Source organism: Luteimonas sp. MC1782 (assembly GCF_014164605.1).
Lineage (GTDB): Bacteria > Pseudomonadota > Gammaproteobacteria > Xanthomonadales > Xanthomonadaceae > Luteimonas.
The window spans coordinates 617,019-643,751 of the sequence record NZ_JACJFT010000002.1; the positions used below are offsets into that span (position 1 = coordinate 617,019).

At 69.0% G+C, this 26,733-nt stretch carries 19 protein-coding genes and 1 tRNA gene; 11 read left to right on the plus strand and 9 right to left on the minus strand.

Annotation, left to right across the window (positions count from 1 at the left end):
* The first annotated feature begins 20 nt into the window (after positions 1-20).
* The 6 genes from tolB to H5368_RS12325 all read left to right on the plus strand — a co-directional run bounded on the left by tolB (position 21) and on the right by H5368_RS12325 (position 4,475).
* Entirely contained in the window at positions 21-1,358 is a 1,338-nt protein-coding gene (gene tolB / locus H5368_RS12300) for a Tol-Pal system beta propeller repeat protein TolB (protein WP_182825013.1), read from the plus strand.
* 65 nt (positions 1,359-1,423) lie between these two features.
* Entirely contained in the window at positions 1,424-1,936 is a 513-nt protein-coding gene (pal, locus tag H5368_RS12305; protein WP_182825015.1) for a peptidoglycan-associated lipoprotein Pal, read from the plus strand.
* Between the two features lie 92 nt (positions 1,937-2,028).
* Entirely contained in the window at positions 2,029-2,862 is an 834-nt protein-coding gene (ybgF, locus tag H5368_RS12310) for a tol-pal system protein YbgF (protein ID WP_182825017.1), read from the plus strand.
* A 61-nt stretch (positions 2,863-2,923) separates the two neighbouring features.
* Positions 2,924-3,610: a 7-carboxy-7-deazaguanine synthase QueE gene (gene queE / locus H5368_RS12315; protein ID WP_182825019.1), complete on the plus strand. Its 687-nt coding sequence runs from the start codon at positions 2,924-2,926 to the stop codon at positions 3,608-3,610.
* A 34-nt stretch (positions 3,611-3,644) separates the two neighbouring features.
* Positions 3,645-4,319 carry a 7-cyano-7-deazaguanine synthase QueC gene (gene queC / locus H5368_RS12320; RefSeq protein ID WP_182825311.1) on the plus strand — a complete coding sequence of 225 codons (675 nt, stop codon included), beginning with the start codon at positions 3,645-3,647 and terminating at the stop codon, positions 4,317-4,319.
* Positions 4,320-4,399: 80 nt separating this feature from the next.
* A tRNA-Lys gene (locus H5368_RS12325) sits at positions 4,400-4,475 on the plus strand.
* An 83-nt stretch (positions 4,476-4,558) separates the two neighbouring features.
* Here the strand turns inward: H5368_RS12325 and H5368_RS12330 are convergent.
* From H5368_RS12330 to H5368_RS12340, 3 genes are all read right to left on the minus strand, one after another.
* Entirely contained in the window at positions 4,559-5,053 is a 495-nt protein-coding gene (locus tag H5368_RS12330; protein ID WP_182825021.1) for a ferritin-like domain-containing protein, read from the minus strand.
* Positions 5,054-5,160: 107 nt separating this feature from the next.
* Complete coding sequence (locus H5368_RS12335; protein WP_182825023.1) at positions 5,161-6,324, minus strand: zinc-dependent alcohol dehydrogenase; 1,164 nt, start codon at positions 6,322-6,324, stop codon at positions 5,161-5,163.
* Positions 6,325-6,360: 36 nt separating this feature from the next.
* Positions 6,361-7,257 (minus strand): manganese catalase family protein, encoded by an 897-nt coding sequence (locus H5368_RS12340; protein ID WP_182825025.1) that lies wholly within the window; start codon positions 7,255-7,257, stop codon positions 6,361-6,363.
* Positions 7,258-7,480: 223 nt separating this feature from the next.
* Here H5368_RS12340 and H5368_RS12345 point away from each other — a divergent pair, with 223 nt between their 5' ends.
* From H5368_RS12345 to H5368_RS12355, 3 genes are read left to right on the plus strand one after another with little or no spacing between them, the layout of a single operon-like run.
* Positions 7,481-8,776, plus strand: a complete 1,296-nt coding sequence (locus H5368_RS12345; RefSeq protein ID WP_182825027.1) for a glycosyltransferase — start codon at positions 7,481-7,483, stop codon at positions 8,774-8,776.
* A complete protein-coding gene (glf, locus tag H5368_RS12350) occupies positions 8,773-9,936 on the plus strand; it encodes a UDP-galactopyranose mutase (protein WP_182825029.1) in 1,164 nt (387 codons plus the stop codon). Before H5368_RS12345 ends, glf begins: the two co-directional genes overlap by 4 nt.
* A gap of 43 nt (positions 9,937-9,979) precedes the next feature.
* Positions 9,980-12,160: a sugar nucleotide-binding protein gene (locus H5368_RS12355; protein ID WP_220486648.1), complete on the plus strand. Its 2,181-nt coding sequence runs from the start codon at positions 9,980-9,982 to the stop codon at positions 12,158-12,160.
* Positions 12,161-12,184: 24 nt separating this feature from the next.
* Here the strand turns inward: H5368_RS12355 and H5368_RS12360 are convergent, their stop codons facing one another.
* The 5 genes from H5368_RS12360 to H5368_RS12380 form a co-directional block, all read right to left on the minus strand.
* Entirely contained in the window at positions 12,185-14,995 is a 2,811-nt protein-coding gene (locus H5368_RS12360) for an EAL domain-containing protein (RefSeq protein WP_182825033.1), read from the minus strand.
* Positions 14,992-15,276, minus strand: a complete 285-nt coding sequence (locus H5368_RS12365; protein ID WP_182825035.1) for a circadian clock KaiB family protein — start codon at positions 15,274-15,276, stop codon at positions 14,992-14,994. Before H5368_RS12365 ends, H5368_RS12360 begins: the two co-directional genes overlap by 4 nt.
* Before the next feature lie 10 nt (positions 15,277-15,286).
* Complete coding sequence (gene kaiC / locus H5368_RS12370) at positions 15,287-17,017, minus strand: circadian clock protein KaiC (RefSeq protein ID WP_182825037.1); 1,731 nt, start codon at positions 17,015-17,017, stop codon at positions 15,287-15,289.
* 420 nt (positions 17,018-17,437) lie between these two features.
* Positions 17,438-19,258, minus strand: a complete 1,821-nt coding sequence (gene recQ, locus H5368_RS12375; RefSeq protein WP_182825039.1) for a DNA helicase RecQ — start codon at positions 19,256-19,258, stop codon at positions 17,438-17,440.
* 108 nt (positions 19,259-19,366) lie between these two features.
* The gene (locus tag H5368_RS12380; protein ID WP_182825041.1) at positions 19,367-19,939 is read right to left on the minus strand and encodes a Dps family protein; all 573 of its coding nucleotides are present in this window, start codon (positions 19,937-19,939) and stop codon (positions 19,367-19,369) included.
* A 126-nt stretch (positions 19,940-20,065) separates the two neighbouring features.
* On the opposite strand from H5368_RS12380, the gene hrpA reads away from it, so the two are divergent.
* Positions 20,066-24,001 carry an ATP-dependent RNA helicase HrpA gene (gene hrpA / locus H5368_RS12385; RefSeq protein WP_255486521.1) on the plus strand — a complete coding sequence of 1,312 codons (3,936 nt, stop codon included), beginning with the start codon at positions 20,066-20,068 and terminating at the stop codon, positions 23,999-24,001.
* Here hrpA and H5368_RS12390 read toward each other — a convergent pair.
* Positions 23,994-24,476: a hypothetical protein gene (locus tag H5368_RS12390; protein WP_182825045.1), complete on the minus strand. Its 483-nt coding sequence runs from the start codon at positions 24,474-24,476 to the stop codon at positions 23,994-23,996. The genes hrpA and H5368_RS12390 overlap by 8 nt on opposite strands.
* Positions 24,477-24,540: 64 nt before the next feature.
* Between H5368_RS12390 and H5368_RS12395 the strand changes: the two genes are divergently transcribed.
* Positions 24,541-26,730: a bifunctional (p)ppGpp synthetase/guanosine-3',5'-bis(diphosphate) 3'-pyrophosphohydrolase gene (locus H5368_RS12395; RefSeq protein ID WP_182825047.1), complete on the plus strand. Its 2,190-nt coding sequence runs from the start codon at positions 24,541-24,543 to the stop codon at positions 26,728-26,730.
* The last annotated feature ends 3 nt before the right edge of the window (positions 26,731-26,733 follow it).

The window sequence follows — 26,733 nt, forward strand, 5'->3', positions numbered from 1 at the left end:
TCGCCCCCCCGGAGCCTGGAATGACCCGAACCCAACGCCGCCTGGCCACGCCCAGCGCGTGGCTTGCCGCCTGCCTCGCCCTGCTGCTGCCGTTTGCCGCCGCGGCGCAGCAGGCGCTCGAGATCGACATCGTCGGCGGCAACGCCCAGGCGCTGCCGATCGCCGTGGTGCCCATGCCCTACCAGGGCGCAGGCAGCGCACCCGACACCGACGTCGCCCGCGTGGTCCGCGAGGACCTGGCGCGGTCGGGCCAGTTCCGCGGCCTGCCCGAACAGGACGTCACCGAGCGCCCGACGCGTGGCAGCGAGGTCAACTACCCGACCTGGCGCCTGCTGAAGCAGGACTTCCTGGTCGTCGGCCGCGTGGTCGATGCCGGCGGCGGCGCGTTCCGGGTGGAATACGAACTGTTCGACGTCGCCAAGCAGGAGCGGCTGCTCGGCATGGCGATGACCGGGCGCGCCAACGCCATGCGCGACGTCGCCCACCAGATGGCCGACGCCATCTACGAGAAGATCCTCGGCGTGCGTGGCGCGTTCTGGACGCGCATCGCCTACGTCACCGCCACCGGCACCGGCACCAACACGCGCTACGCGCTGATGGTGGCCGACGCCGATGGACACGCCCCGCAGGTGGTGGTGCGCTCGACCGAGCCGCTGATGTCGCCCAGCTGGAGCCCGGATGGCCGCCGCCTGGCCTATGTGTCGTTCGAGCACAACAACAACTCGGCAATCTACATCCAGGACCTCGGCACCGGCGCGCGCGAGCGCGTGGCCAGCTTCCGCGGCATCAACAGCTCGCCCGCGTTCTCGCCCGACGGCAACCGCCTGGCGCTCACGCTGTCGCGCAGCGGCAGCCCCGAGATCTACGTGATGGACCTCGGCAGCAAGGCGCTGACCCAGCTGACCAGCCAGATCGGCATCGATACCGAGCCCACCTGGAGCAGCGATGGCAGGAGCGTGTACTTCACGTCCGACCGCGGCGGCCCGCCGCAGGTCTACCAGGTGCCGGCGTCCGGCGGCAGCGCCACGCGCGTGACATTCCAGGGCAATTACAACGCCAGCCCGACGGTGTCGTTCGACGACAAGAAGATCGCCGTGGCACAAGGTTCAGGAAACGTATACCGTATCGCGTTGCTGGATCGCAGCCTCGGTTCGCCGCGGTGGTCCACGCTGTCTCCGGGGTCGCTCGATGAATCACCGAGCTTCGCACCGAACGCCAGCATGGTCCTGTACGCGGCGAGGGAAGGCACCAGGGGAGTCCTGTACGCCGTCTCCGCCGATGGCCGCGTCCGGCAAAGACTGGTGCTCGCCGACGGCAACGTCCGCGAACCCGCATGGGGACCGTTCCGGCAGCGCTGACGCTGCCTGCACAACCCCGCTTGCAAGCTGAATGCACAACCCCCTTTGCAGAGGATCGACGAGAGATGAAGACCCCAACCCGCGTTCTGCTCACCGCCCTGCTCTGCATGGCCGCTGTTGCATGTACCAAGAAGGTCAAGGAAGAGGCGCCGGTCGACACCGGCCCGTCCACCCCGACCACCACCCAGCCGGCCACCACCGCCGGTGCCTACGGTCCCGAAGACCTTGATACCGATGCATGCCTGCGCCAGCGCGTGGTGTACTTCGATCTCGACCAGGATTCGCTGCGCCCGGAGTTCCAGGCCGCCATGGCCTGCCACGCCAAGTACCTGCGTGACCGTCCGTCCGCGCGCCTGACCCTCGAAGGCCATGCCGACGAGCGCGGCAGCCGCGACTACAACCTGGGCCTCGGCGAGCGTCGCGGCAATGCGGTGTCGTCGGCGCTGCAGGCCAACGGCGGCAACGGCAGCCAGGTCTCGGTGACCAGCTACGGTGAAGAGCGTCCGACCTGCACCGCCTCGAACGAGGATTGCTGGGCCAAGAACCGCCGCGCCGAGATCGTCTATACCGCCCGCTGAGCGGCGCACGCGTGACCACCGTCGGCAGCTGTCGGGGAACCCCGCCAGCTGCCGATTGTCTTTCCAGAGTCCGAACAACAGCAGCCGATGCCATGACCCGCAGCCACGTCCTGTCCAGCCTTGTCCTCGCCAGCGCGCTTGCCGCGGCGCTGTTCGCCCCGCCTGCTTCGGCGCAACGTGCCAGCCTCGCCGAGCGCGTCTCGGCGCTCGAAACACAAGCCGCCAACAACCAGGGCAACATCGACCTGCTCAACCAGCTCACCGCGCTGCGCAATGAAGTGCAGGCGCTGCGTGGCCAGATCGAGGAGCTGCAGCAGCAGAACGACCAGCTGCAGACCAGTGCCCGCAACCAGTATCTCGATCTCGATGACCGCATGAACCGCCTGGAAGGCGGCAGCGGTGCAGCGTCGTCCCCCGGCGCGGCGGCACCTGCGGCAGCGCCGAAGCCCGTCGCCGGCCCGGCAGCGCGCCCCGCGGCGGGCCCCGTGGACAGCGCGCCCACCGTGTTCGGCGATGCCGGCCTGCTGGCCAATGCCGCCGACGAGCGCAGCGCCTACGAGCTGGCGTTCTCGGCCATGAAGGAAGGCCGCTACGCGGAGTCCGCCAACCTGTTCCAGGCCTTCCTGCGGGCGTATCCCACGGGGTCGTACGCACCCAACGCGCTGTACTGGCTGGGCGAGAGCTATTACGTCACCAGCAACTACGCGCTGGCCATGGAGCAGTTCCAGGCGGTGTTGCAGCGCTATCCCACGCATGACAAGAGCGCGGGCGCATTGCTGAAGGTGGGCCTGTCGCAGTACGGCCTGCGCGACCTGCCGGCGGCCGAGGCCACGCTGGGCCGGGTGGTGGCGCAGTACCCGGGTACCGACGCCGCCCGCACCGCCGACGACCGCCTGCGCTCGATCCAGCTCAACAGCCTGCGCTGAGGCCTGTTTTCCGCCGCCCCGCACAGGGGAGCGCGGCGACCGGCGCGGTAGAATGACGCCCATGGACACCCTTTCCGCCGAGTCCGGCGTGGCCACCGCCGCGGCCCCGGACCGGCTGCGCATCACTGAAATCTTCCTCTCGCTGCAGGGCGAGGCGCGCGACGCCGGCTGGCCCACGGTGTTCGTGCGCCTGACCGGCTGCCCGCTGCGCTGCACCTACTGCGATACCGCGTACGCCTTCCATGGCGGCGAGTGGCGCGACATCGCCGCCATCGTCGACGAAGTCGCCGGCCACGGCGTGCGCCACGTCTGCGTCACCGGTGGCGAGCCGCTGGCGCAGAAGCGCTGCATCGGCCTGCTGCGCGCACTGTGCGACGCCGGCTTCATCGTGTCGCTGGAAACCTCGGGCGCGATCGACATCGCCGACGTCGATCCGCGCGTGTCGCGCGTGCTCGACATCAAGACCCCGGGTTCCGGCGAAGTGCACCGCAACCTGTGGTCCAACATCGACCTGCTCACCGCGCACGACCAGGTCAAGTTCGTGATCTGCGGCCGCGCCGACTACGAGTGGGCGTGTGCGACCCTGGCCGAGCACGCGCTCGACGCGCGCTGCGACGTGCTGTTCTCGCCCAGCAAGTCGGAGCTCCCGCCGCGCGACCTGGCCGACTGGATCGTCGCCGACCGCCTGCCGGTGAGGTTCCAGCTGCAGCTGCACAAGATCCTCTGGAACGACGAGCCGGGGCGCTGACATGCCGACCAACGATCCCGGGCTGCCCGCCGCCGTGAGGAATGCCGTCGTGCTCGTGTCCGGCGGGATGGATTCCGCGGTCGTGCTCGCCATCGCGCGCGAGCAGGGCTTCGCCGTGCATGCGCTGAGCGTGGCCTATGGCCAGCGCCACACCTCCGAACTCGAGGCCGCGGCTGCGCTGGCCGCGTCGGCCGGCGTCGCCGCGCACAAGGTGGTGGGCGTGGACTTGCGCGCGATCGGCGGCTCGGCGCTCACTGCCGACATCGACGTGCCGGACGCGGGCGATGCCGGCGGCGGCGTTCCCGCAACGTACGTGCCGGCCCGCAACACCATCATGCTGTCGGTGGCCCTGGGTTGGGCCGAGGTGGTGGGCGCGGCGGACATTTTCTGCGGCGTCAACGCCGTGGACTATTCCGGCTATCCGGACTGCCGGCCCGAGTTCATCGCCGCGTTCGAGCGCCTCGCCAACCTGGCCACGCAGGCGGGCGTGGAGGGCGCGGGGATTCGCGTGCACGCGCCGCTGCAGCACATGTCCAAGGGCGACATCGTGCGCGAAGGCCTGCGCCTCGGCGTCGACTTCGCGCAGACGGTGTCCTGCTACAGCGCCGATGCCCAGGGCCGCGCCTGCGGCCGTTGCGACGCCTGTGCGCTGCGTGCCGAGGGCTTTGCGGGCGCCGGCGTGGCCGATCCGACGCGCTACGTGCGCTGAGGCTTCGCCGCCCGCCTCACGGCAACGCCCGTCCCGTGCACGGTGCCCCGCGGGACGTGTGACATAATTCCGCCCCTGCCGGGCCGTTAGCTCAGTCGGTAGAGCATCGGACTTTTAATCCGCTGGTCGATGGTTCGAATCCATCACGGCCCACCAGCTTCACAGCATACAACCCGCCTGGAGCGGGGAGCCGAAAGCCCCGCAGGCATGATCCTGCGGGGCGCTCCGCAACCGGCCGCTCAGGCGGCTCGTCTGGCCTTCTGGCCGCCGCCTTCGGCGATCATCGTCAGCTTCTCGTCGGTCGCCTTCTCTTCCTTCAGCGTGGCCTCCAGCAGCGGCAGCGCGTCGTTGTAGCCGAGCTGCCTGGCCAGCGCACAGATCGTGCCATAGGCCGCGATCTCGTAATGCTCGGCCTTCTGCGCGCCGCCGATCAGCGCGGCATCGCGCACCGGGCCCGCTTCGACCTCTTCGATCATTTCCTTGCTCTCTTCCACAAGGCCTTCCATCGCCACGCACTTCATGCGCTTCAGCTTGATGCCCAGGATCTGGACAACCTGGTCGATGCGTTCGATCTGGCCGAGCGTCTCTTCCAGATGGGTCTCGAATGCGGCTGCAAGCTTCTCGGACTCTGAGTTCTTGGCCAGCCGTGGCAGCGCCTTGCTCATCTGCTTTTCGGCGCTGTAGATGTCGGAAAGCTCATGGACGAACAGTTCTTCCATCGTTTTGACAGACATGGGGATATACCTCGTTCGGGGGATTGTCGAATCTACGGAGCAGGGCGGGGGCCCTGGTGAAAAATCGCGCCGCGCGGGTTCAGCCGGCGTGAACTTGCGCGCGCACTTCAGGGCGTCAGCACCACCTTCCTGCAGTCGTCTTCCTGGGCGTTGAACATCTCGTAGCCCTTGGCCGCGTCGGCCAGCTTCATCCGGTGTGAAATGATCACCTCGGGTACAAGCCGGCCCTCGGCGATCGCGTCCAGCAGCTCCGGCATGAAGCGTTGTACGTGCGTCTGGCCCATCCTGAAGGTCAGGCCCTTGTCGAATGCATCGCCGAACAGGAAGCCGTGGATGAAACCCGCATACACGCCCGGCACGCTGATCGTGCCGCCGCGGCGCGTTGCCGCGATGCACTGGCGGATCGCCTTGCCGCTGGAGCCTTCCAGCTTGAGCGTGGTCAGCACGGTCTCGGTGGGGCTGCCCTTGGCCTCGAAGCCCACCGCCTCCACGCTCGCGTCCACCCCGCGCCCGGCGGTCGCATCCACGATGGCCTCGGCGGGATCGTCCACTTCGGAAAAGTCGATCGGGATGATTCCGTACGTGGCGCGTGCGAACTCCAGCCTGTGTGCGTTCTCGTCCACCATGAAGATGGTCTCGGCGCCGAGCATGCGCGCGCACGCCGCGGTCATCAGGCCTACCGGGCCGGCTCCGAAGATCGCCAGCGACGACCCCGGTTCCACGCCGGCATTCAACACCGCCTGGTAACCGGTGGGCAGGATGTCGGACAGGAAAAGCACCTGCTCGTCCGCCAGAACCTCCGGGACCACCAGCGGACCCACGTTGGCGTTGGGCACGCGCACCAGCTCGGCCTGCCCGCCCGGCACGCCGCCATACAGGCGGCTGTAGCCGAACAGCGCCGCCGGCGGTTTGATGCCCTTGGCATTCATGATCGCGCCGCGCCCGGTGTTGGTGGTCTCGCACGCCGCGAACTCGTCGAGCATGCAGTGGAAGCACTTGCCGCAGGCGATCACGAACGGGATCACCACGCGGTCACCCACCTTGACGCGGGTCACGCCGGAACCGGCATCTTCCACGATGCCCATGAACTCATGGCCGAGGATGTCGCCGTCTTCCATCGTCGGGATCTTGCCGCGGTAGATGTGCAGGTCCGAGCCGCAGATCGCGGTGGCGGTGACGCGCAGGATGATGTCGTCGGCGGCGACAAGCATGGGGTCCGGCATGGTCTCGACCCGCACGTCGTGCTTGCCCTGGTAGGTGAGTGCTTGCATGGCATGATGCCGGTGAGTGAGGGGTGGTGCCGTGTCCTAGAGCTGCTTGCCCGAGGTTGCGCCCGCGCCCGGGCCCGCGCCCAGATCAGCGCCGGTGATCGGGTCCGCCGACGGATCCGACAGCGTGCGCGCCGCAAGCTTGTCCAGCGTTGCCTGCTGCTTCTTGGTCACGCCGACACTCGCGCTGCCGTCGCCGCCGTCCACTGCCGCCTGTGCATCACGGTCTTCCACGCGCTCCCACAGTTCGCCGCTGTTCCAGGGGCCGAGTTCGTCACCGGTGCCCTGCGACATGTCGTAGTAGACGTCGGTGAACGCCGGATCGCCCGGCAGCTTGCCCGGCGGGAAGTTGGGCGTGATCGCGTACAGCGCTTTCTCGAACGATTTCTGGTGCGCCACCTCGCGCGTCATGAGGAACGTCAGCGCATCCTTGATGCCCGGATCGTTGGTGACATTGATCAGGCGCTCGTACACAAGCTTGGCGCGCGACTCCGCGGCGATGTTGGAGCGCAGGTCGGCGGTGGGGTCGCCGATGGTATCGATGTACGCCGCCGTCCACGGCACGCCGCTGGAGTTCACCAGCGCGGGGCCGTTGCCGTACAGGATCGCTTCGGTCTGGCTGGTGCTGTTGCCGGTCAGTACGCGCATCTCGGCCATCTCTTCCACACCCTCGGCAAGTTCGCCCTTGGCCCCCTTGTTGAGCATGGCGATGATCGATCCGATGATCTCGAGGTGGCTCAATTCCTCGGTGGCGATGTCGTACAACATGTCCTTGCGCCCGGCGTCATCTTCGGCGAGCGCCTGGGTGAAGTAGCGCATCGCGGCTGCCAGTTCGCCCTGCGGACCGCCAAACTGCTCAAGCATCAGCGTCGCCAGAATAGGGTCGCCTTTCTCGACGCGGACGGTGTACTGCAGCCGCTTGTTGTGCATGAACATCTGGTTTCTCCGTCTGGACCGCCTTCGCCGCGAGGATGCGCCAATGGTGCGGAGGCCAAAAACTAGGCGTCACTCGGTGATGCGGCCATGAAAAAAAAGCTGAATTCGCCTGCCACGCTCGCCTCATGGAAAGTCATCAACCTGAACCCGCTCTGAGCAAATTTTCACTTTCCCGTCGACGCGCGAGGCGAAGACTCGACGTCCACACTCAGTTGGGATCGACATGGCCAGCGGATTCGATGGATCGCGTAGCAGCGCGATCGACACGCAGGAGGAGACAAGCGGCCAGCTCGCGCACCCGCACATGGGCAGCGTGGTGACGCACGCGCAATCCGCATCGCGCGAGCGACAGGTGGCGGCCTCCGACGACCGGCGCTTCCCCTTGATCGTCCATTGCCACCTGCGCTGGGATTTCGTCTGGCAACGCCCGCAACAGCTGTTCACGCGCCTCGCCGCACATCACCCTGTGCTGTTCATCGAAGACCCGCTGCCTTGCGACGGTCCGCCCGCGCTCGAGGTGTCGGAGCCGTTCGCGAACGTGGTGCGGCTGGTGCCGCGCCTGCCGCAGGATGCGCCGGCCGACGCGGACGGCCAGTGGACACTGCTGCTGCCAATCATCCAACAGGCGCTGCGCAGCCATCCGCTGCTTGGCGGGCGTTTCACCGATGCGGTGCAGTGGTTCTATTCGCCGATGAGCGCTCCGGTGCTGCTGGGGCAGTTCGGGACGCGCGGCACGGTGTACGACTGCATGGACGAGCTGGCGAACTTCCGCTTTGCGCCGACAGACATCGCCGAGCGCGAACGCTTCCTCCTGTCGCGTGCGGATGTGGTGTTCACCGGCGGCTACCAGCTCTACGAGGCGAAGTCGCGGCTGCACTCCAAGGTGCACTTCCATGGCTGCGGCGTTGACGTAGGCCACTACGGGCGCGCGCGGCTGGCGTCGACGGAGGTGCCCGCGGCGGTGGCCCACCTGCCCGGGCCGGTGTTCGGCTACATCGGCGTGATTGACGAGCGATTGGATTACGGCTTGATCGAAGCACTGGCGACGCAGTTCCCCGAAGGATCGGTCGTGATGGCCGGACCGCTCGCCAAGGTGGAGCGTGCCGAACTGCCGGACCGGCCCAACATCCACTGGCTGGGCCAGCAGGACTACATGGCGCTGCCAGCCCTGGTGAAGGGATTCGACGTGTGCCTGATGCCGTTTGCGCTCAACCAAGCCACGCGCTTCATCAACCCGACCAAGACGCTCGAGTACATGGCGGCCGGCAAGCCGGTGGTGTCCACCGCGATCGCCGACGTTGTGCGCAACTTCACCCCGGTGGTGGCCGTGGGTGACACCGCGGCGGACTTCCTGGATGCCGCGGCGCAGGCAGCGCACGCGCCGGATCCCGTGGTGCTTCGCCAGGGCATCGCGCGGGCGATGGACGCGTCATGGGATGCGACGGTGGCGGCGATGCGCGGCGAACTGCTCGACGCCGTACGGCCGGTACGCATCACCGCGTCGGCGGGTGCAGCGTGAAAACCGATGTGCTGGTGGTAGGCGCCGGTTTTTCGGGTGCCGTGGTGGCGAGGCAATTGGCCGACGAAGGCCTGCAGGTGCTGGTCATCGACAAGCGCGATCATATCGGAGGCAACGCGCACGATCGAAGTGACGCCCATGGCGTGCTCGTTCACCCCTACGGGCCGCACATATTCCACACCAACAGCGCGCGCATCTTCGATTACCTCTCGCAGTTCACCGAGTGGCGTCCCTACGAGCACCGCGTGCTGGCAAGCGTGGATGGCCAGCTGGTGCCGCTGCCGATCAATATCGATACGGTCAACCGGCTGTACGGGATGTCCCTGGACGAACACACGATCCAGGCGTTCTATGACCACGTCCGCGAACCACGCGACACCATCGCCACCAGCGAGGACGTGGTGGTGGATGCGGTAGGGCGCGACCTGTACGCCAAGATCTTCCAGGGCTATACCCGCAAGCAGTGGGGGCTGGATCCGTCGGAGTTGTCCGCATCGGTGGCGGCCCGGGTACCGGCGCGCACCAACCACGACGACCGCTACTTCACCGATCGCTACCAGGCGATGCCACGCGATGGGTACACGGCGATGTTCGAGCGCCTGCTCAAGCATCCCGGGATCCACGTCGAGGTTGGCGTCGACTACTTCGAGCAGCGCGCACGACTGCTGGCAAGGCACGTGGTGTACACCGGACCGATCGATGCGTACTTCGACCATTGCTACGGTCGGCTGCCATATCGCTCGCTGCGCTTCGAGCACCAGCACCTGGCGGCTACCGCGCGCTACCAGGCGGTGGGCACCGTGAATTACCCCAACGACCACGCCTATACGCGCATCACCGAGTTCAGGCATATCACCGGGCAGGAACACGCGGGCACGTCGATTGTGCGCGAGTACCCGCAGGACGAAGGCGAGCCGTATTACCCGGTACCGCGCCCGGAAAACGAGCGCCTGTTCAAACGTTACGAGGCGCTGGCACGCAATGAAGCGGGCACCACGTTCGTCGGCCGGCTGGCGCAGTACCGTTACTACAACATGGACCAGTGCGTGGGCGCGGCCCTGAAAGCCGCCGAGTACGTCCTGGCCAGGCTTGACTACCGCTCCGCGTCGTCGGAACCGACGGCGGGCAGGCTGCAGGCCGCCAGCAGCCAGGGCGCCTGAAGCGATGGAGCGCAACCACGCCATCGCTGTGTGCGATGGGTCGTTGCCGGCCCTGTGGGGCGGCGTGGAATGCACCATCAATCGGGTGGGTGATCACTGGTTCAGCCAGCTTGAACGCAGTGGCCACCTGGGGCGCTCGTCCGATCTGGACGCCATTGCCGGACTCGGGTTGCGCGCGGTACGACAGCCGGTGCTGTGGGAGCAGGTCGCGCCTGATGGACTGGCAGCGGCGGACTGGTCGTGGGTCGACCAGCAGCTGCCGCGGATCCGGCACCTCGGCATGGAGCCGATCGTCGGGTTGCTGCACCACGGCAGCGGCCCACGCCACACCAGCCTGGTTTCACCCTGCTTTGCCGCCAAACTGGCCGCGTATGCCGGCGCGGTGGCCGCACGTTATCCGTGGGTGACGCACTACACGCCGGTCAACGAGCCGTTGACCACGGCACGGTTCAGTGGCCTCTATGGGCACTGGTATCCGCATGGCCGCGACAGCGCGACATTCTGGCGCGCGCTGCAGGCGCAGTGCCGCGCGACGGTGCTGGCGATGGCGGCGATCCGGGAGGTGCAGCCGGCCGCACGCCTGGTGCAGACCGACGACCTGGGCCGCACCTGGTCCACGCCGAGGCTGGCCTACCAGGCCGATTTCAACAACGACCTGCGCTGGTTGGCCTGGGACCTCCTGTGCGGTCGCGTGGATGCGTCGCACGCGCTGTGGAGCTGGCTGAGCCACTGCTGCCACGCCGCGCCGGCGGACGTCCTCTGGTTTGCCGCCAATGCGTGCCCTCCGGACATCATCGGCGTCAACCATTACGTCACCAGTGAGCGCTTCCTCGATGAGCGCGTGGAGCGCTATCCCCCGCCCACGCACGGGGGCAACGGACGCGAGCGGTACGCCGACGTCGAGGCCGTGCGCGTGCTCGCCGCGCCGACCGGTGGCATCGGTCCGCTGTTGGAGGAAGCCTGGGCGCGTTACGGTCTGCCGCTCGCAGTGACCGAGGTGCACCTGCATGCGCCGCGCGAAGACCAGCTGCGCTGGCTCGCCGAAACGTGGAATGCGGCCTGCCAGGCGCGGCATGCGGGCATCGATATACAGGCGGTCACGGTGTGGGCGCTGCTCGGCAGCCGCGACTGGGACTGTCTGCTGACCCGCTGCGACGACCACTACGAACCGGGCGCGTTCGAGGTTCGCGGCGACACGCTGCGCCCGACCGCCATCGCGCGGCTGGCGACGCAGCTGGCCACGGGGGTGATGTCGCAACACCCTGTCCTGTCGGGCCCGGGCTGGTGGCGACGCCCCTCGCGGCTGCTGCATCCGCCGGTGACGCTGGCACAGGAGTTTCCCGAGCGTCCAGCCGTAGGCGAGGGCCGCGCGCCGGTGCTGATCACCGGCGCCACCGGCACGCTCGGGCGCGCGTTCGCGCGGATCTGCGTGGAGCGGGGACTCGACCACCAACTGCTTGATCGCGCCCAGCTCGACATCGCCGATCCGGGCGCGGTACGTCGCGCGCTCGAGCGCTACCGGCCGTGGGCGCTGGTGAATGCCGCCGGCTACGTGCGGGTGGATGACGCCGAAGCCGATGCGACGCGCTGCTATCGCGAGAACACCGAGGGTCCTGGCCACCTGGCGGCCGAATGCGCGCGCGCCGGCATCGCGCTGCTCACCTTCTCCACGGACCTGGTATTCGACGGCGCGCGCTGCGAGCCCTACATGGAGGATGCGCAGGTCGCGCCGTTGAACGTGTACGGGCTGAGCAAGGCGCGCGCGGAGCGGCTGGTGCTGGAGCGCCATCCGGAAGCGCTGGTGGTCCGCACCAGCGCCTTTTTCGGCCCCTGGGATGGCCACAACTTCATCACCACCGCACTGCGGGCCCTGCGCGCCGGCCTGCCTTTCGACGCGGCGAGCGACCAGACCATCTCGCCGACGTACGTGCCGGACCTGGTCCACGCCTGCCTGGACCTGCTGGTGGACGGCGAGGCGGGAATCTGGCACCTCAGCAACGGTCACGCGCTCACCTGGGCTGACCTGGCACGCCGTGCGGCCGCTGTGGTCCGCACCGACACCGCCACTCTCCGCCCCTGCACCTCCGGGCACCTCGCGCTGGCGGCCCGCAGGCCGCGCTACAGCGCGCTTGGCAGTCAGCGCGCCTGCAGCCTGCCGACGCTTGACGATGCCCTGGCCCGTTGGCTGGCGGGCAGCGACCACCACCTGCTCGATGCCGCCTGAAATCGGGCCGTGTCGCCCGGTGGATTACCGGACTGGCATGCCCGCCAGCAGGAAGCGCGACTCGAACTCGCTGACCGGCAGGGGCCGGCCATGCAGATAGCCTTGCGCTTCTTCACAGCGCAGCAGCTTGAGCAGGCTGGACTGCTCCTCGGTTTCCACGCCCTCGGCAACCACCCGGAGCTTGAACGAGTGGGCCAGTGAGATCATCGTGGACACGAGCGAAAGGCCTTGCGCGGAGCGGCCCATGTCATCGATGAATGAGCGGTCGATCTTCAAGGTGTCGACCGGCAGCTTCGCGAGGTAGCCGAGGGAGGAAAAGCCGGTACCGAAGTCGTCGATGGCGATTCGCACCCCCATCCCGCGCAGCGCGTGCAGGGTCTCGATGCTCTGCTCGATATCCGACATGAGCATGCTCTCGGTGATTTCAAGCTCCAGTCCCGCGGGTGCCAGCGGGTCGACCGAGATCAGCTCACGTACGTCATCGACGAAGGCGGGGTCGCGCAACTGGAGCGGCGAGACGTTGACGGCGATGCGAACCGCAGGCAACCCCGCGCGAAGCCAGCGCAGGTAGTCATCGATGGCGGTGCGCATGGCCCAGCGGCCGACTTCGATGATCAGGCCGGTTTGCTCCAGGATCGGGATGAACTGCGCCGGCTGCGTCATGGTCAGGGTGCGCGGGTCGTTCCAGCGGATGAGCGCCTCGGCGCCGACAACCCTGCCGCTGTCCACGTTGACCTTGGGCTGGTAGTGCAGCACGAACTCGCGATTGTCCAGCGCATGTCGCAGCTGGTTCTCCTGGACAAGCTGGCGCGCGATCGAGTCGGTCATTTTCTGGGTGTAGAACAGATACCGCTTGCCGGCGGCCTTGGCGTTCTTGAGCGCCGACTCGGCCTTCTGCAGCAGTCCGCCCGCGGTCCCGGAATCCTCCGGGAACGTGGCGATGCCGAATTTGGCGGCGATGCGGAACGGCGCACCATCGAGCAGGAAGGCATGCTCGTGGAACGCCTTGATCAGGCGCCCCAGGCCGGGTGCGGCGTCGCCGGGCCGATCGCCATCGGTCAACACGAAGGCGAAGTGGTCCGGGCCGACGCGCGCGAGCAGGGTCGGATCGCCCAGCTGCCGGCCCAGCCAGGTGGCGATCTGTCGCAACAGGTCGTCGCCGGCATGCACGCCGAGACTGTCGTTGATGCTCTTGAAGCGCTCGAGGTCGACCAGCGCCAGCACCCCGGCGGTCGTGCCGCGCAGGCATTGCGCCGCGCGTTCCAGGAACAGGCTGCGGTTGGCCAGCCCGGTCAATGCGTCGAAGTAGGCCAGGTAGTTGATGGTTTCCGACTTGCCGATGTGGTCGATGGCGAAGCCGATGTCGTTGGCGACTTCGGTAAGCAGGGCGATCTCGGCGTCGTCGAAATAATCCACGTCGCTGGCGTGCAGGCTCATCACCGCCACCACTTCGCCACCGACAATGATCGGCAGGGAGACGAGGGACAGGATGCCGTTCGCAGGCTCGATCCCGGGCCGCATGAAACGGACATCGCTCGCCAGGTCGTTGACGATCACTGCTTCACGGGTGTGCACGGTCAGCGTGCAGGGCTGCGCGAGGTCGTCCAGCGGAAACCCGCGCTCCACCGGAAGCGCGGCCGCGGGGCAGTTGCCCGCCGAGGCGACCGGCACGACGCTGGCACCAACCACATCCACGCGCCCGATCCACGCCAGCAGGAAGCCGCCGGATTCGACCGCGATGCGGCAGGCACCCTGGAAGAGCTCGTCGCGGTCGCGCACGCGCACGATCAGTCCATTGACCTGGCTCAAAACCAGGTAACCGCGGTTCAGGCGCTTGATCCGCTCCTCGTCCAGGCAGCGGGCGGTAATGTCCTGGCATGTGCCGATCAGTCGGAGCGGACGCCCGTCCTCGTCAAAGTCCACCTGCCAGCGCTTTTCGAGGAACTTGACGAGGCCGCCGGGCAGCAGCAGGCGATGGCGCATCACCTTGGGTTCGCGCGACGACAGCAACGCCCGCAGCTCGATGTCCACCCGCGCCTTGTCTGCCGGGTGGACCAGTTCGAGCAGGTCGTTGCGCGTGACCGCGACCTCCGGATCCACCTCGTGGATCCGATAGCTTTCCGCGGACCAGAGCACGGCCATCGTCGCCAGATCGGTCTCCCAGCTGCCCACCTTGGCCACGCGCTGTGCCGCGACCAGCCGCGCCCGCTCCAGGCTCAGCTGGCGGGTGGACTCGCGTTGCTCGGCCTCGCTGGCCTGCAGCGCGATTTCATGAAGCTTTCGATCGGTGATGTCGACGTGCATGACCACCACGCCGCTTGCCTGGTCGTCGCTCACGGGGGTGGCCGTCATCTGGAACCACCGGTCGATGTCCGGCGAATGGCAGGGGTAGATCGCGTCGAAGCCCGTCGCCGCACGTTCGAGTACCGACAACAGGCCGTCGGCAATTCCCGTGGCGCCGTCGGAACGGTCGCCGTGGGCGTCCTGGCAGGCATCCAGGTAGTTGGCCCCCACGTCGGCCGATGACCCCTTCAGTCCATTGCTGCGCCCGAACTGCCGCCACGACTCGTTGACCGCCACGATGAAACCGCTGCCATCAAGCAGCGCGATGTTCGCCGGCAGGCTGTTGAGGATGGCCGTGCGCCGCGCGGCATCGACGCGGCGCACGTCTTCCTGCGCACGTTGCAGCAGGATGGTGCGGCCACCGGCATCGGTGATCGCATCGATCTGTCCGGCGGTGAGTTCCTGCAGGCGGTCCTCGGCGTGCCGGAGCGTGGCCAGCAACGCCTGCACCTCGTCTTCGAGCGCGGGGCTCTCGTGGGGGAAGTCGGTCACGCCGACGACTCGAGCCCCAGTGTCTGCAGCACGGTTGCCGTCTCGCTGAGGTTGCCCACCACCCGGCGGACCGCTCCCGGCTGCAGGATGACCAGGGTCGGGGTCATGAAAATCCGTTCGGCCAGGGCGCGGGTGGGTTGGACGAACACGTCGACCACTTCGATCTCGTGCCGGCCTGGCAGGTGCGCCCGGCAGATGGCGCGCAGGTTGGCCAACGCCTGCACCGAATTGGCCGCATTCTCGGCGACGAAGAGCTGGAACTTGAAGTGGGCAGTGTCCATGACGGCCGACTCAGGAGGGCTCGACCGCAGCGTCGGCGCCACGCAGCTCGCGCAGCATCGTGTGACCGCCCTTGAGTTCGCTCTCGCGGGTTTCGGTGGTCCGCGTCAGCAACGCTTTTTCGGCCTGCTTGGCCGCGAGTACGGTCTGCAGGGACCGCAGGCGGACTTCCAGCTCCGCTTCCTCGGCGTCGAGCTGGACGCGCTTGAGCCGGCCCTGGACATCGGCCAGTTCCCGGGCGGCCCGCGCCGCGCTCTCCTTTTCCCAGCGCATGGTGCCCATCAGCACTTCGCCGCCTGCGGTGTAGATGTCGGCCAGGGTCACGCCCGTGCTGCTGAGGATCAGTTCGCGCACCTGGTTGGAGTGCGACGTGCCACGCGACTTGATGATCGACAAGCCGCGATTGCGTTCACCGGCCTGGACCAGGTAGCTCAGGTGGATCCATGTGTCGGCCAGGGTCGAGACCTGCAACGGCGTACCGCCGTTGTGCGGGCCGGCCATCTCGTCGAGCAGCGAGGTGCACACCATGGTGATGCCATCAGACTTGGTCCAGTCGATCAGCCGTTCGGCGACGCCGTGCGCGGTCATCTCGTTGCCGGCCCTGGACAACGTCGAGACCGGGTCGATCACCAGGCAGCGCGCCTTGTGTTCCTTGGCGATCGACTTGATGCGCACCAGGAGGCTTTCCGCGCTGCCGTTGATGGTGCGCGCCGACACCATGCGCAGCACGCCGCTGTGCACGTGTGGCCCGAGCTGGATGCCGACCGACTCGAGGTTGCGCACGACTTCGGTGCCGTCGGAATCGAAGCTGACGAACAGGGTCTGCTCGCCGCGCTCGCAGGCTGCTTCGGCGAACGAGCCGCTCAGGGTGGTCTTGGCCGTACCGGGAAAACCGGTGATCAGCACGCTGGCCCCGCGGTAATAGCCACCGTCGAGCATCGTGTCGAGCCGTTCGATGCCGGTGGTCACCCGTTCGTTGGTGTGATCGGCGTCGCTGCCGCCCAGCAGCCGGGATATGGCCACGTCGAAGCCATCGGCGCCGATCACGAACGGCGACTCGTTCTCGTTGAAGGCCGAGCCGCGATACTTGAGCACGCGCAGGTTGCGCTGCGACACGCCATGCTCGACCGAGTGGTTGAGCACGACCGTGCAGTCGACCATGAACTGCATGAAGCCGAAGCTGTTCCCGTCGACGGCACCGGCGTGGTCGCCGGAGGCCTTGGCGGTGATCAGCGCGGTCAGGCCACGCGCGATCAGCCATTCGTGCACCCGATAGACTTCCCGGCGCCGGCTGGCGTCGTCGGGCAGCAGGTCCAGCAGGATGTCCAGCGCATCGAACACGATCCGCCGTGCGCCCATCGCCGAAGCCTGCGCGCCCAGCCCGGCGAGCATGCCGGTCAGGTCGAAGGCGCCCGCGTGCACGGCATCCGCGCTGGGAACGCGGTCGAGGAAATAGAGCTGCTCCGGTGGCAATGCACCCAGGTCCCAGCCGAAGCCGCGTGCGTTGGCCACGATGCGATCCGCGGTTTCCTCGAACGCGACGAAGATCCCCGGCTCCCCGCACTGCCGGCACCCATGGGCAAGGAACCCCAGCGAGAAGATGGTCTTGCCCGAGCCAGGTCCGCCCAGAAGCAGGGTGGTCCGGCCAACCGGAAGTCCCCCACCGGTCAACTCGTCGAATCCGGCAATGCCGGTCTGTGCCTTGCACAGCAGGGGGGGGATGGATCGGGATTCAGCAGACATGTGCTCGCCGGAAGTCAGGTGCGGGCTGCACAGGTACACAGGATGCTGCAGGCGTGAAAAAACGCCCACAAGGGTCGAAAGGCCCCCATGGCCGCGTTTAACGTGACACCGCCCACAGTTCCTGGCATCGCCGTGGGTCTCAGTTCAATGAATACGCAGTTCGCATCCGGGCCTGGGCAAGCATCGCTTCAGCGTGGAGGGTGCCGTTCTGCGGTCACCGGGCATTCGCTGCGCTTGATCGGTTGCGACGAAATGCAGGGCGGCTACTTCTGCGAGCCGGTCCCGTTTGCGACCTGCGTCGCCAGCTTCCCCGGCTGACGAGCACCTGAGCACGCGGGCAGCGGTCCGCTGGACGGCATCCACGAGCTTCTTCTGCCGGCAGCGGGTGACGCGGCCCTCGGGTTGCAGCAGGGCGAACCGTCAGGCGGCCTCAACCTCGGCCACGGCGTCCAGCACCTCGTCGCCGTAGCGCTCGATCTTGCCGGCGCCGATGCCGCCGATGAGCGACAGGTCGCCCGGCGTGCGCGGTCTCAGGCGCGCGATCTCACGCAGGGTGGCGTCGTGGAAGATCACGTACGGCGGCACGCCCTGCTCATGCGACAGCCGCGTGCGCAGCGCGCGCAAGGCCTCGAACAGCGGCTGGTCGGCGCGCGCCACTTCCACCGTGGCGGGGCGCTCGCGCCGCTCGCCGCCGCGGCTGCGCGGGGCCTCCTTGCGCAACAGCACCTGGCGCCGGCCCTGCAGCACATCGCGGCTTTCCGCGGTGAGCCGCAGGCCACCAAAGCCCGCGCTGTCGACCTCCAGGAGGCCCGCGGCGACCAGTTGCCGGAACACGCCGCGCCAGCTGCGCGCGTCGAGGTCGGCGCCGATGCCATGGGTGCTGAGCGCGTCGTGGCCGAACTGGCGGATCTTCTCGGAGTCCGAACCGCGCAGGATGTCGATCAGGTGCGCGGCGCCGAAGCGCTGGCCGCTGCGGTAGACGCAGGACAGCGCCTTCTGCGCCGCCACGGTCGCATCCCACGATTCCGCCGGGTGCAGGCAGTTGTCGCAGTTGCCGCAGGGCTCGCCGGGGCCGTTGGCGGCGTAGTCCTCGCCGAAGTTGGCCAGCAGCACCTGCCGCCGGCAGCGCATCGATTCGCAGTAGCCGACCAGCGCATCGAGCTTGCGGTGCTCCAGCCGCTTGCGCTCGTCGCCGGACTCGGACTGGTCGATCATCTGCCGCAGCAGCACCACGTCGCCCAGGCCGTGGCACATCCAGGCGTCGGCCGGGTCGCCATCGCGGCCGGCGCGCCCGGTTTCCTGGTAGTAGCCCTCGATCGACTTGGGCAGGTCCAAGTGCGCCACGAAGCGCACGTCGGGCTTGTCGATGCCCATGCCGAAGGCGATGGTGGCCACCATCACCACGCCGTCCTCGAGCAGGAAGCGGCGCTGGTTGGCGGCGCGCACCGAAGCGTCCAGGCCGGCGTGGTAGGGCAGGGCGTCGATGCCCGCCTCCTGCAGCAGCTCCGCGGTCTTGCCGACCTTGTTGCGCGACAGGCAATACACGATGCCGGCCTCGCCGCGATGGCCGGCCATGAAGTCGAGCAGCTGGCGGCGGCCGTTGTCCTTGTTGACCACGGTGTAGCGGATGTTCGGCCGGTCGAAGGAGCTGGTGAAGTGGCGCGCGTCCTCGAGCTGCAGGCGCTCGGCGATCTCGCGCTGGGTAGGCGGATCGGCGGTGGCGGTGAGCGCGATGCGCGGCACCTGCGGCCAGCGCTCGTGGAGCACGGTCAGCTCGCGGTACTCGCGGCGGAAGTCGTGGCCCCACTGCGACACGCAGTGCGCCTCGTCGATCGCGAACAGCGCGATGCGGCTGGCGTCGAGCAGTGCCATGAAGCGCGGCGTCAGCAGGCGCTCGGGGGCGACATACAGCAGGTCCAGCGTGCCCTCGCGCAGCTGGCGCTCGACGGCCGCGGCTTCGGCGCCATCGAGGGTGGAGTTGAGGAAGGCCGCCTTGACGCCCAGCTGGCGCAGCGCCTCCACCTGGTCCTGCATCAGCGCGATCAGCGGCGATATGACCACCGCGGTGCCTTCGCGCAGCAGCGCGGGCACCTGGTAGCACAGCGACTTGCCGCCGCCGGTGGGCATCAGGACCAGCGCATCGCCGCCGCCGGCGACGTGCTCGATGATGGCGGCCTGCTGGCCGCGGAAGGCGTCGTGGCCAAAAACCGCGCGCAGCACCTGGTGGGCGTTGTCACTCATGCGACAAGGATACCCGGCCACCGTCCCGCGGCCTGATACGGAGACGCCCGACACGGGGGTCGGGCGTCTCCGGTCCGCGCCGCCGGAAAGCTTCCGGCCGCGGCAGGACTACTGCAGCAGCGAGCGCAGCATCCAGGCGTTCTTCTCGTGGACCACCAGGCGCTGGGTCAGCAGGTCGACGGTCGGGTCGTCACCGGCGTCGTCGGCGTGCGCCAGCGCGCGGCGCGCGGTGCGGCACACGGCCTCGTTGCCGACCACCAGCTGGCGCACCATCTCGCGCCAGTCCGGGGCCTCGGTCAGGCCCGGCTCTTCGGTGATCGAGCTCAGCCGGATGAACTCCGCGTACGAGCCGGGGGCGTTGTAGCCCAGCGCGCGGATCCGCTCGGCGGTCTCGTCCAGCGCGTTCCACTGCTCGGTGTACTGGTCCATGAACATCGCGTGCAGCGAATTGAACATCGCGCCGGTGACGTTCCAATGGAAGTTGTGGGTCTTCAGGTACAGCGTGAAGCTGTCGGACAGGAACTGCGACAGGTCCTGGGAGATCGTCCTGCGGTCCTTGTCGGAGATGCCGATGTCGACGTTGGGCGCCATGGAGGTCGGGCCGGGTGACGCGGCCGGGTCGGCGGCCCTGGCGCGGGTGGCGGCGGGTTTCTTGGTGGTCTTCGTCTTGGTCTTGGCCATCGGGGTTTCCTCTCGTTGATTGCACGCGACAATGGGCACGATGGACACACGTGATCGGCCCGGGCCGCGTATCGGATCTGCATGAAACAGAAGGAGTCTAGCCACGCGGTTGCAAGCACCGTGTCAATGCGCGCGGCGCGCGCCGCGGTGGATGGCGCATTGACCCGTGACCGTGGCCGCCTGCTCGGCCTGCTGTCGCGCTGGCGCGCGGCGCCGGCGGATGCCGCGCGCGAGGCGGCGTTTGCCGAAGCCCTGGCGCGCTCGCTGGCGGCGCGCGAGGCGCGGGCCAAGGCCCTGCCGCAGGCGGAGGTCGATCCGGCGCTGCCGATCGCCACCGAAGGCGACAACATCGTGGACCTGCTGCGCAAGCACCAGGTGGTGGTGGTGGCCGGCGAGACCGGCTCCGGCAAGACCACCCAGCTGCCCAAGCTGTGTCTGGCCGCGGGGCGCGGGGCGGCGGGGCTGATCGGCTGCACCCAGCCGCGGCGGATCGCCGCGCGCGCGGTGGCGCGCCGCGTGGCCGAGGAGCTGCAGGTGCCGCTGGGAGGCGCGGTCGGCTACCAGGTGCGCTTCACCGAGAACGTCGGCGAGCAGACCGCGATCAAGTTCATGACCGACGGCATCCTGCTGGCCGAAATCCAGTCCGACCGCTGGCTGTCGCGCTACGACACGCTGATCATCGACGAGGCGCACGAGCGCAGCCTCAACATCGATTTCCTGCTCGGCTACCTGAAGCAGCTGCTGGCCAGGCGCCCCGACCTGAAGCTGGTGGTCACCTCGGCGACCATCGACACCGCGCGCTTCTCGGCGCACTTCAACGACGCGCCGGTGGTCAACGTGGAAGGCCGTGGCTATCCGGTCGAAGTGCGCTACCGCCCCGACGCGCCCACGGTGACCGACGGCATCGTGGCCGCCTGCGACGAGATCCTGCAGGGAGGCCGCGGCATGGGCGGCGACGTGCTCGTGTTCCTGCCTGGCGAGCGCGAGATCCGCGACGCGCACCGCGCGCTGGAAGGCCGCAAGTACCGCCACACCGAAGTGCTGCCGCTGTACGCGCGGCTGTCGGTGCGCGACCAGGACCGGGTATTCAACCCCGGCCCGCAGCGGCGCATCGTGCTGGCGACCAACGTCGCCGAGACCTCGCTCACGGTGCCGCGCACGCACTACGTGGTCGATCCGGGGCTGGCGCGGGTCAAGCGCTACAGCCCGCGCCAGAAGCTCGACCGCCTGCACATCGAGCCGATCAGCCAGGCCAGCGCCAACCAGCGTGCCGGCCGCTGCGGCCGCATCGCACCCGGCACCTGCTACCGGCTGTACGCCGAGGAGGATTTCGCGGCGCGGCCGGCGTTCACCGATCCCGAAATCCGCCGCGCGGCGCTGGCGGGGGTGATCCTGCGCATGCTGTCGCTGGGCCTGGGCACGATCGAGGATTTCCCGTTCCTCGAGCCGCCCGATCCGCGCGCCATCGCCGACGGTTGGCAGCAGCTCACCGAGCTTGGCGCGGTGGATGCCCGCCGCGAGCTCACCGCCATCGGCAGGCTGATGGCACGGCTGCCGGTGGACGTGAAGCTGGCGCGCATGCTGGTCGCCGCGCACGGCCACGGCTGCCTGCGCGAGATGCTGGCGATCACCAGCTTCCTCGGCATCCAGGACCCGCGCGAGCGTCCGGCCGACCAGCGCGCCGCCGCCGACACCGCGCATGCCGCGTTCCGCGACCCGAAGTCCGAGTTCGTCGCCATCCTCAACCTCTGGCGCGCCTATCGCGACGCCCACGAGGAGATGACCCAGTCGCAGCTGCGCAAGTGGTGCGAGCGCCATTTCCTCGGTTTCCTGCGCATGCGCGAATGGCGCGAACTGCACCGCCAGCTCAAGCTGCAGTGCGAAGGCCTCGGCTGGGAGGAAGAATCCGACACCGGCGACGTCCCTGCGCCCGCGGAAAGGCCCACCGCACCTGCACCCGCCGCGAAGCAGCAGCCCGACCCCTTCGTACTGCTGCACCGCTCGCTGCTGGCCGGCCTGCCGACGCAGGTCGGGCATGCGCTGCAGGAACGCGACAAGCGCCGCGCGGTGACCTATGAAGGCCCGCGCGGGCGGCGCTTCCAGCTGTTCCCGGGCTCGGCGCTGGCGTCGAAGCCGCCGCCGTGGGTGTTGTCGGCCACGCTGCTGGATACCGAAAAGGTCTGGTCGCTCACCAACGCCGCGATCGAACCGGACTGGGTGGTGGCCGAACTCGACCACCTGCTCTCCAGGCGGCACTTCGACCCGCGCTGGTCGCGCCGCCAAGGGCGGGTGACCGGCAGCGAGCAGCTCGGCCTGTTCGGGCTGGTGCTGGTGGCCGCCAGGCCCATCCACTACGGCGGGCTGTACCCGGAGGAGTCGCGCGAACTGTTCCTGCGCGATGGCCTGGTGGCTGGCGAGATCAACCTGCGCGCCGATTTCGTCACCCGCAACCGCCGTGCGCTGGCCGCCGCTGAAGAAGAGGAAGCCAAGCAGCGCCGCTCCGGCCTGGTGGTCGATGACGACTGGATGTTGCGCTGGTACCGCGACCGCATTCCCGCGGAGATCACCAGCGCGCAAGCGCTCGACGCCTGGTACGCACGGCTGTCGCGCGAGGAGCGGCGCGCGCTGCAGTGGTCAAGCGAGGACCTGCTGGTCGGCGATGGCAGCGATGCCGACCGCTACCCGGCCTTCCTCGCGCTCGGCGATGCGCGCCTTGCCGTGCACTACCGCTTCGAGCCCGGCGCCGTGGACGACGGCATGACCGTGGTCGTGCCGCTGCACCTGCTCAACGCCCTCGACGCGCCCCGGCTGACCTGGCTGGCGCCGGGCTTCGTGCTCGAGAAGGCGACCGCGCTGCTGCGCGGCCTGCCGAAGGCGCTGCGCCGCAACTTCGTGCCGGCGCCGGATTTCGCGCGCGCCTTCGCGGAAGCCCATGGCAGCGCCGACGCCGCCACCGACACCCTGCACGGCGCGCTCGCACGCTTCCTGAAGCGCATGACCGGCGTCGACATCGCACCGACCGATTTCGACGACGCCGCGCTCGAGCCGCACCTGCGCGCCAACCTGCGCCTGCTCGATGCCGACGCCCGCAGCGTGCTGGCCGAATCGCGCGACCTCGATGCGCTGCGCGCGCACTTCGGTGGACGCGCCGCCGATGCCTTCGCCGCGCAGGCCTCGCAAGGACTCGCGCGCGAGGCGCTGACCGGCTTCCCCGACACGCCGATCCCCGAATCCGTGCCCGGCGCCGGCGGCGTGCCTGCGTATCCCGCGCTGCACGACCAGGGCGACAGCGCGTCGCTCGAGGTCCACGCCGACCGCGCCGCGGCGCTGCGCCAGCATCCCGGTGGGGTGCGCCGCCTGTTGGCCATCGCGCTTGCCGAACGCATGCGCCAGGCGCGCCGGCAGCTGCCGGTGTCGCCGAAGACCGGGCTGCTGTACGCCGCCATCGAATCCGCCGCACCGCGTGCCAACGGCGGCCGTCCGGCCGAATACCTGCGCAACGACCTCGTCGACGGCGCGTTCGCCGCGCTCGCGGCCGACGGGCTCGAATCGATCCGCGTCCCGGCGGTCTTCGCTGTGCGCAGCGAGGCCGTTGGCAGGGAGCTGTTCGGCGAAGCCATGCGCCGCCTGCAGCTGGCCGAGCAGATCCTGGGCCTGGTGGCCGATGTGCGCGCCGCGCTCGACAGCCGCCTCGTCGGCTGGGCGCGCGGCAATCTCGACGACATGCAGGCGCAGCTCGCGGCGCTGGTACCGCCGGGCTTCCTGCGCGACGTGCCCGGCGTGGCGCTCGCCGAATACCCGCGCTACCTGAAGGCGCTGGCCACGCGCGCCGCGCGCGCGCTCAACGATCCCACCCGCGACCAGCAGCGCATGCTTGAACTGAAGCCCTTCGCGGACGCGCTGGCGCAGGCGGTGCAGGCTGGGCGCGCGGCCGAACCGGGCTGGCAAGCGTTGCGCTGGGACCTGGAAGAGCTGCGCGTGCAGCTCTTCGCACAGGAACTCGGCACCCGCGGCGGTGTGTCGCCGAAGAAACTGGCGACCAGGCTGGCCGCGCTTACTTGATGCGCTCCACCTTGGCGCGGGTGTTGTACTTGCCGACCTGCATGTACCACGCCGTGCCCAGCAGGCTCGGGCTGATGGTGACCTCGGCGTCGGTCAGGCGTGCACCAGCCAGGCGCGCGCCATCGACTTGCCGCCACACCTGGCCATTGTCGAGGGTGTAGTCGCGCCCCTGCTGGAAGCCGCGGAACTCGCCCGGGATGTGACCCTTGACCGGCTCGTCGGACCCGAACGTTGCGAAGCCCCGGTGTTCCTTCTTCACCCGTTCCTCGGCGACGGCGGCGGCCTTGCCGGTCTCGTCGACGATGGTGCGATCGAGCCAGGCATCCAGCCGCGCCAGCTCGTCTGTGCTGAGCTTGTCGAGGCCGGCGGCCTTGAATTCATCGGCGCTCATCTGCGCCTGGATCGACTGTTGCGCGAGCGCCGGCGTTGCGACGAGGAGCAGGGCGGCGAGGAAGATGCTGCGTACCGACATCATGTCTGTTCCAGGGGGCGTGGTGCGGCTAGTGTAGACCGTCCCCCGCCGTGGATCGCCGCCCGCCATGGCCGAAGCCGTGGACATCGAAACCCTGCTGGCATGGCCGGCGCTTGGCACCCTCGCCGAGCCGTTGTGCGCGCTGCTGCGCGATGCCGCCGAGGCCGGACCCTGTGCCGGCGGCGAGCCGCCGCAGGTGCTGGCCGACACGCTGGACGCCCTGGCCCTGCTCGACGCCGATGGCGAGGTGCTGGTGGCTGCCGTCCTGCATGCCTGCCCGGCCTGGGCGCAACGCCATGCCCGCGCCGACACACCCGCCAGCCCTGCGATCTCGGCGTTGCTGGAAGGCCAGCACGCCGCCGGGCAGGTCTGGGCACTGCACGCCGAACAGGAGCGCGGGCGCAACCACGAAGGCCTGCGCCGGCTGCTGCTGGCGATCGTCCGCGACCTGCGCGTGGTGCCGATCCTGCTCGCCCGCCAGCTGGTGCGGATGCGCGCCGCGGCCATGCTGCCCGACGCCGAACGCCTGGCGCTGGCGCGGCTGACCCGCGACATCCATGCGCCGCTGGCGAACCGGCTCGGCATCTGGCAGCTGAAATGGGAGCTCGAGGACCTGGCGTTCCGGCACCTCGAGCCGGCCACCTACCGGCAGATCGCGACCCTGCTCGACGACAAGCGCGCCGGCCGCGAACGCTACATCGAGGACGTCAAGGCGCGGCTGGGCGAAGCGCTGGCCGTGGCGGGCATCGCCGCCGACATCGCCGGCCGGCCGAAGCACATCTACAGCATCTGGAAGAAGATGCAGAAGAAGAACGCGCCGATCGGCGAGCTCTACGACCTGCGCGCGGTGCGCGTGCTGGTCGACGACGTGCAGGCCTGCTATGCGGCGCTTGGTGCGGTGCACGCGCTGTGGGCGCCGGTGCCGGGCGAGTTCGACGACTACATCGCCCGGCCCAAGCACAACGACTACCGGTCGCTGCACACCGCCGTGGTCGGCCCGGAAGGCAAGACGCTCGAGGTGCAGATCCGTACCCGCGAGATGCACGACCAGGCCGAACTCGGCGTGGCCGCGCACTGGCGCTACAAGGAACACGCCTACCAGGGCCGTGGCGGCGCGCAGCGCTCGGCCGCCGGCGAGGCGGCGGTGAACCGCAAGATCGAATGGATGCGCAGGCTGCTCGAGGCGCCGGCCGAGGCGGGCGACGGGGCGCTCGCCGGCGCCTTCGACACGGAACTGGTCGAGGACCGGATCTACGCGCTGACGCCGAAGGGCGAGGTGGTCGACCTGCCGCTGGGCGCCACGCCGCTCGACTTCGCCTACCGCGTGCACACCGAGGTCGGCCACCGCTGCCGCGGCGCCAAGGTGGACGGCCGCATCGTGACCCTCGACCACGTGCTGCACACCGGCGACCGCGTCGAGATCCTGACCGGCAAGGTGTCGGAGCCCCGCCGCGACTGGCTGCTGGCGTCCAACGGCTTCCTGGCCAGCGCGCGCTCGCGCGAGAAGGTGCGCAGCTGGTTCCACAAGCTCGACCGCGCGCGCAACCTGCAGGCCGGCCGCGAGCTGCTCGACCGCGAGCTGAAGCGCGTCGGCATGCAGCACGCCGACCCGACACCGGCATTGCGCCGCTTCAATGTGGACACGGTGGAGGACCTGCAGGTGCTGGTGGCGCTGGGCGACGTGGGGCCACACCAGGTGGTGCGCGCGCTGGCCGACCATGAGCGCGAGCAGCGCGAGGCCGAGGCCACGGGCGAGGACCCGGAGGTGATCGCGCTGCGTGCGCCCAAGCGGCTGCGTCCCGGCGGCAAGCCGGCCTTCACCGTGGTCGGCGTGGACAACCTGCTGGTGCAGGTGGCGCGTTGCTGCCAGCCGCTGCCGGGAGAGGCGGTCGCCGGCTACCTGACGCGCGCGCGCGGGGTGAGCGTGCACCGCGGCGACTGCGCGTCGTTCCTGCGCCTGGCCGCGCGCGAGCCGCAGCGCGTGCTGCCGGTGGAGTGGGGCGCATCCGCCGGTGCCCACCAGGCGGAGCTGGTGCTGCAGGCAGTCGACCGCAAACACCTGTTGAAGGACGTCACCAACCTGATCGCGCAGGAGGATGCGCACGTGCTGGCCATCGACGGCGATGCCGGCGGCGCGCGCGGGCGCGGACGCGTGCAGCTGCGGCTGTCGCTGCGCGTCGCGGACTTCGGCCAACTGTCGCGGCTGCTCGGCAAGCTCGAGGCCTTGCCCGGCGTCGAGCGCGCCTACCGCACCTGACCG

Coding starts and splice junctions, on each gene's coding strand:
- H5368_RS12380 (WP_182825041.1), bottom strand. CDS start 19,939: ATGGCCAAGACCAAGACGAAGACCACCAAGAAACCCGCCGCCACCCGC.
- queE (WP_182825019.1), top strand. CDS start 2,924: ATGGACACCCTTTCCGCCGAGTCCGGCGTGGCCACCGCCGCGGCCCCG.
- H5368_RS12335 (WP_182825023.1), bottom strand. CDS start 6,324: ATGCAAGCACTCACCTACCAGGGCAAGCACGACGTGCGGGTCGAGACC.
- pal (WP_182825015.1), top strand. CDS start 1,424: ATGAAGACCCCAACCCGCGTTCTGCTCACCGCCCTGCTCTGCATGGCC.
- kaiC (WP_182825037.1), bottom strand. CDS start 17,017: ATGTCTGCTGAATCCCGATCCATCCCCCCCCTGCTGTGCAAGGCACAG.
- H5368_RS12390 (WP_182825045.1), bottom strand. CDS start 24,476: ATGATGTCGGTACGCAGCATCTTCCTCGCCGCCCTGCTCCTCGTCGCA.
- tolB (WP_182825013.1), top strand. CDS start 21: ATGACCCGAACCCAACGCCGCCTGGCCACGCCCAGCGCGTGGCTTGCC.
- recQ (WP_182825039.1), bottom strand. CDS start 19,258: ATGAGTGACAACGCCCACCAGGTGCTGCGCGCGGTTTTTGGCCACGAC.
- H5368_RS12340 (WP_182825025.1), bottom strand. CDS start 7,257: ATGTTCATGCACAACAAGCGGCTGCAGTACACCGTCCGCGTCGAGAAA.
- H5368_RS12365 (WP_182825035.1), bottom strand. CDS start 15,276: ATGGACACTGCCCACTTCAAGTTCCAGCTCTTCGTCGCCGAGAATGCG.
- ybgF (WP_182825017.1), top strand. CDS start 2,029: ATGACCCGCAGCCACGTCCTGTCCAGCCTTGTCCTCGCCAGCGCGCTT.
- H5368_RS12330 (WP_182825021.1), bottom strand. CDS start 5,053: ATGTCTGTCAAAACGATGGAAGAACTGTTCGTCCATGAGCTTTCCGAC.
- H5368_RS12345 (WP_182825027.1), top strand. CDS start 7,481: ATGGCCAGCGGATTCGATGGATCGCGTAGCAGCGCGATCGACACGCAG.
- H5368_RS12395 (WP_182825047.1), top strand. CDS start 24,541: ATGGCCGAAGCCGTGGACATCGAAACCCTGCTGGCATGGCCGGCGCTT.
- hrpA (WP_255486521.1), top strand. CDS start 20,066: ATGCGCGCGGCGCGCGCCGCGGTGGATGGCGCATTGACCCGTGACCGT.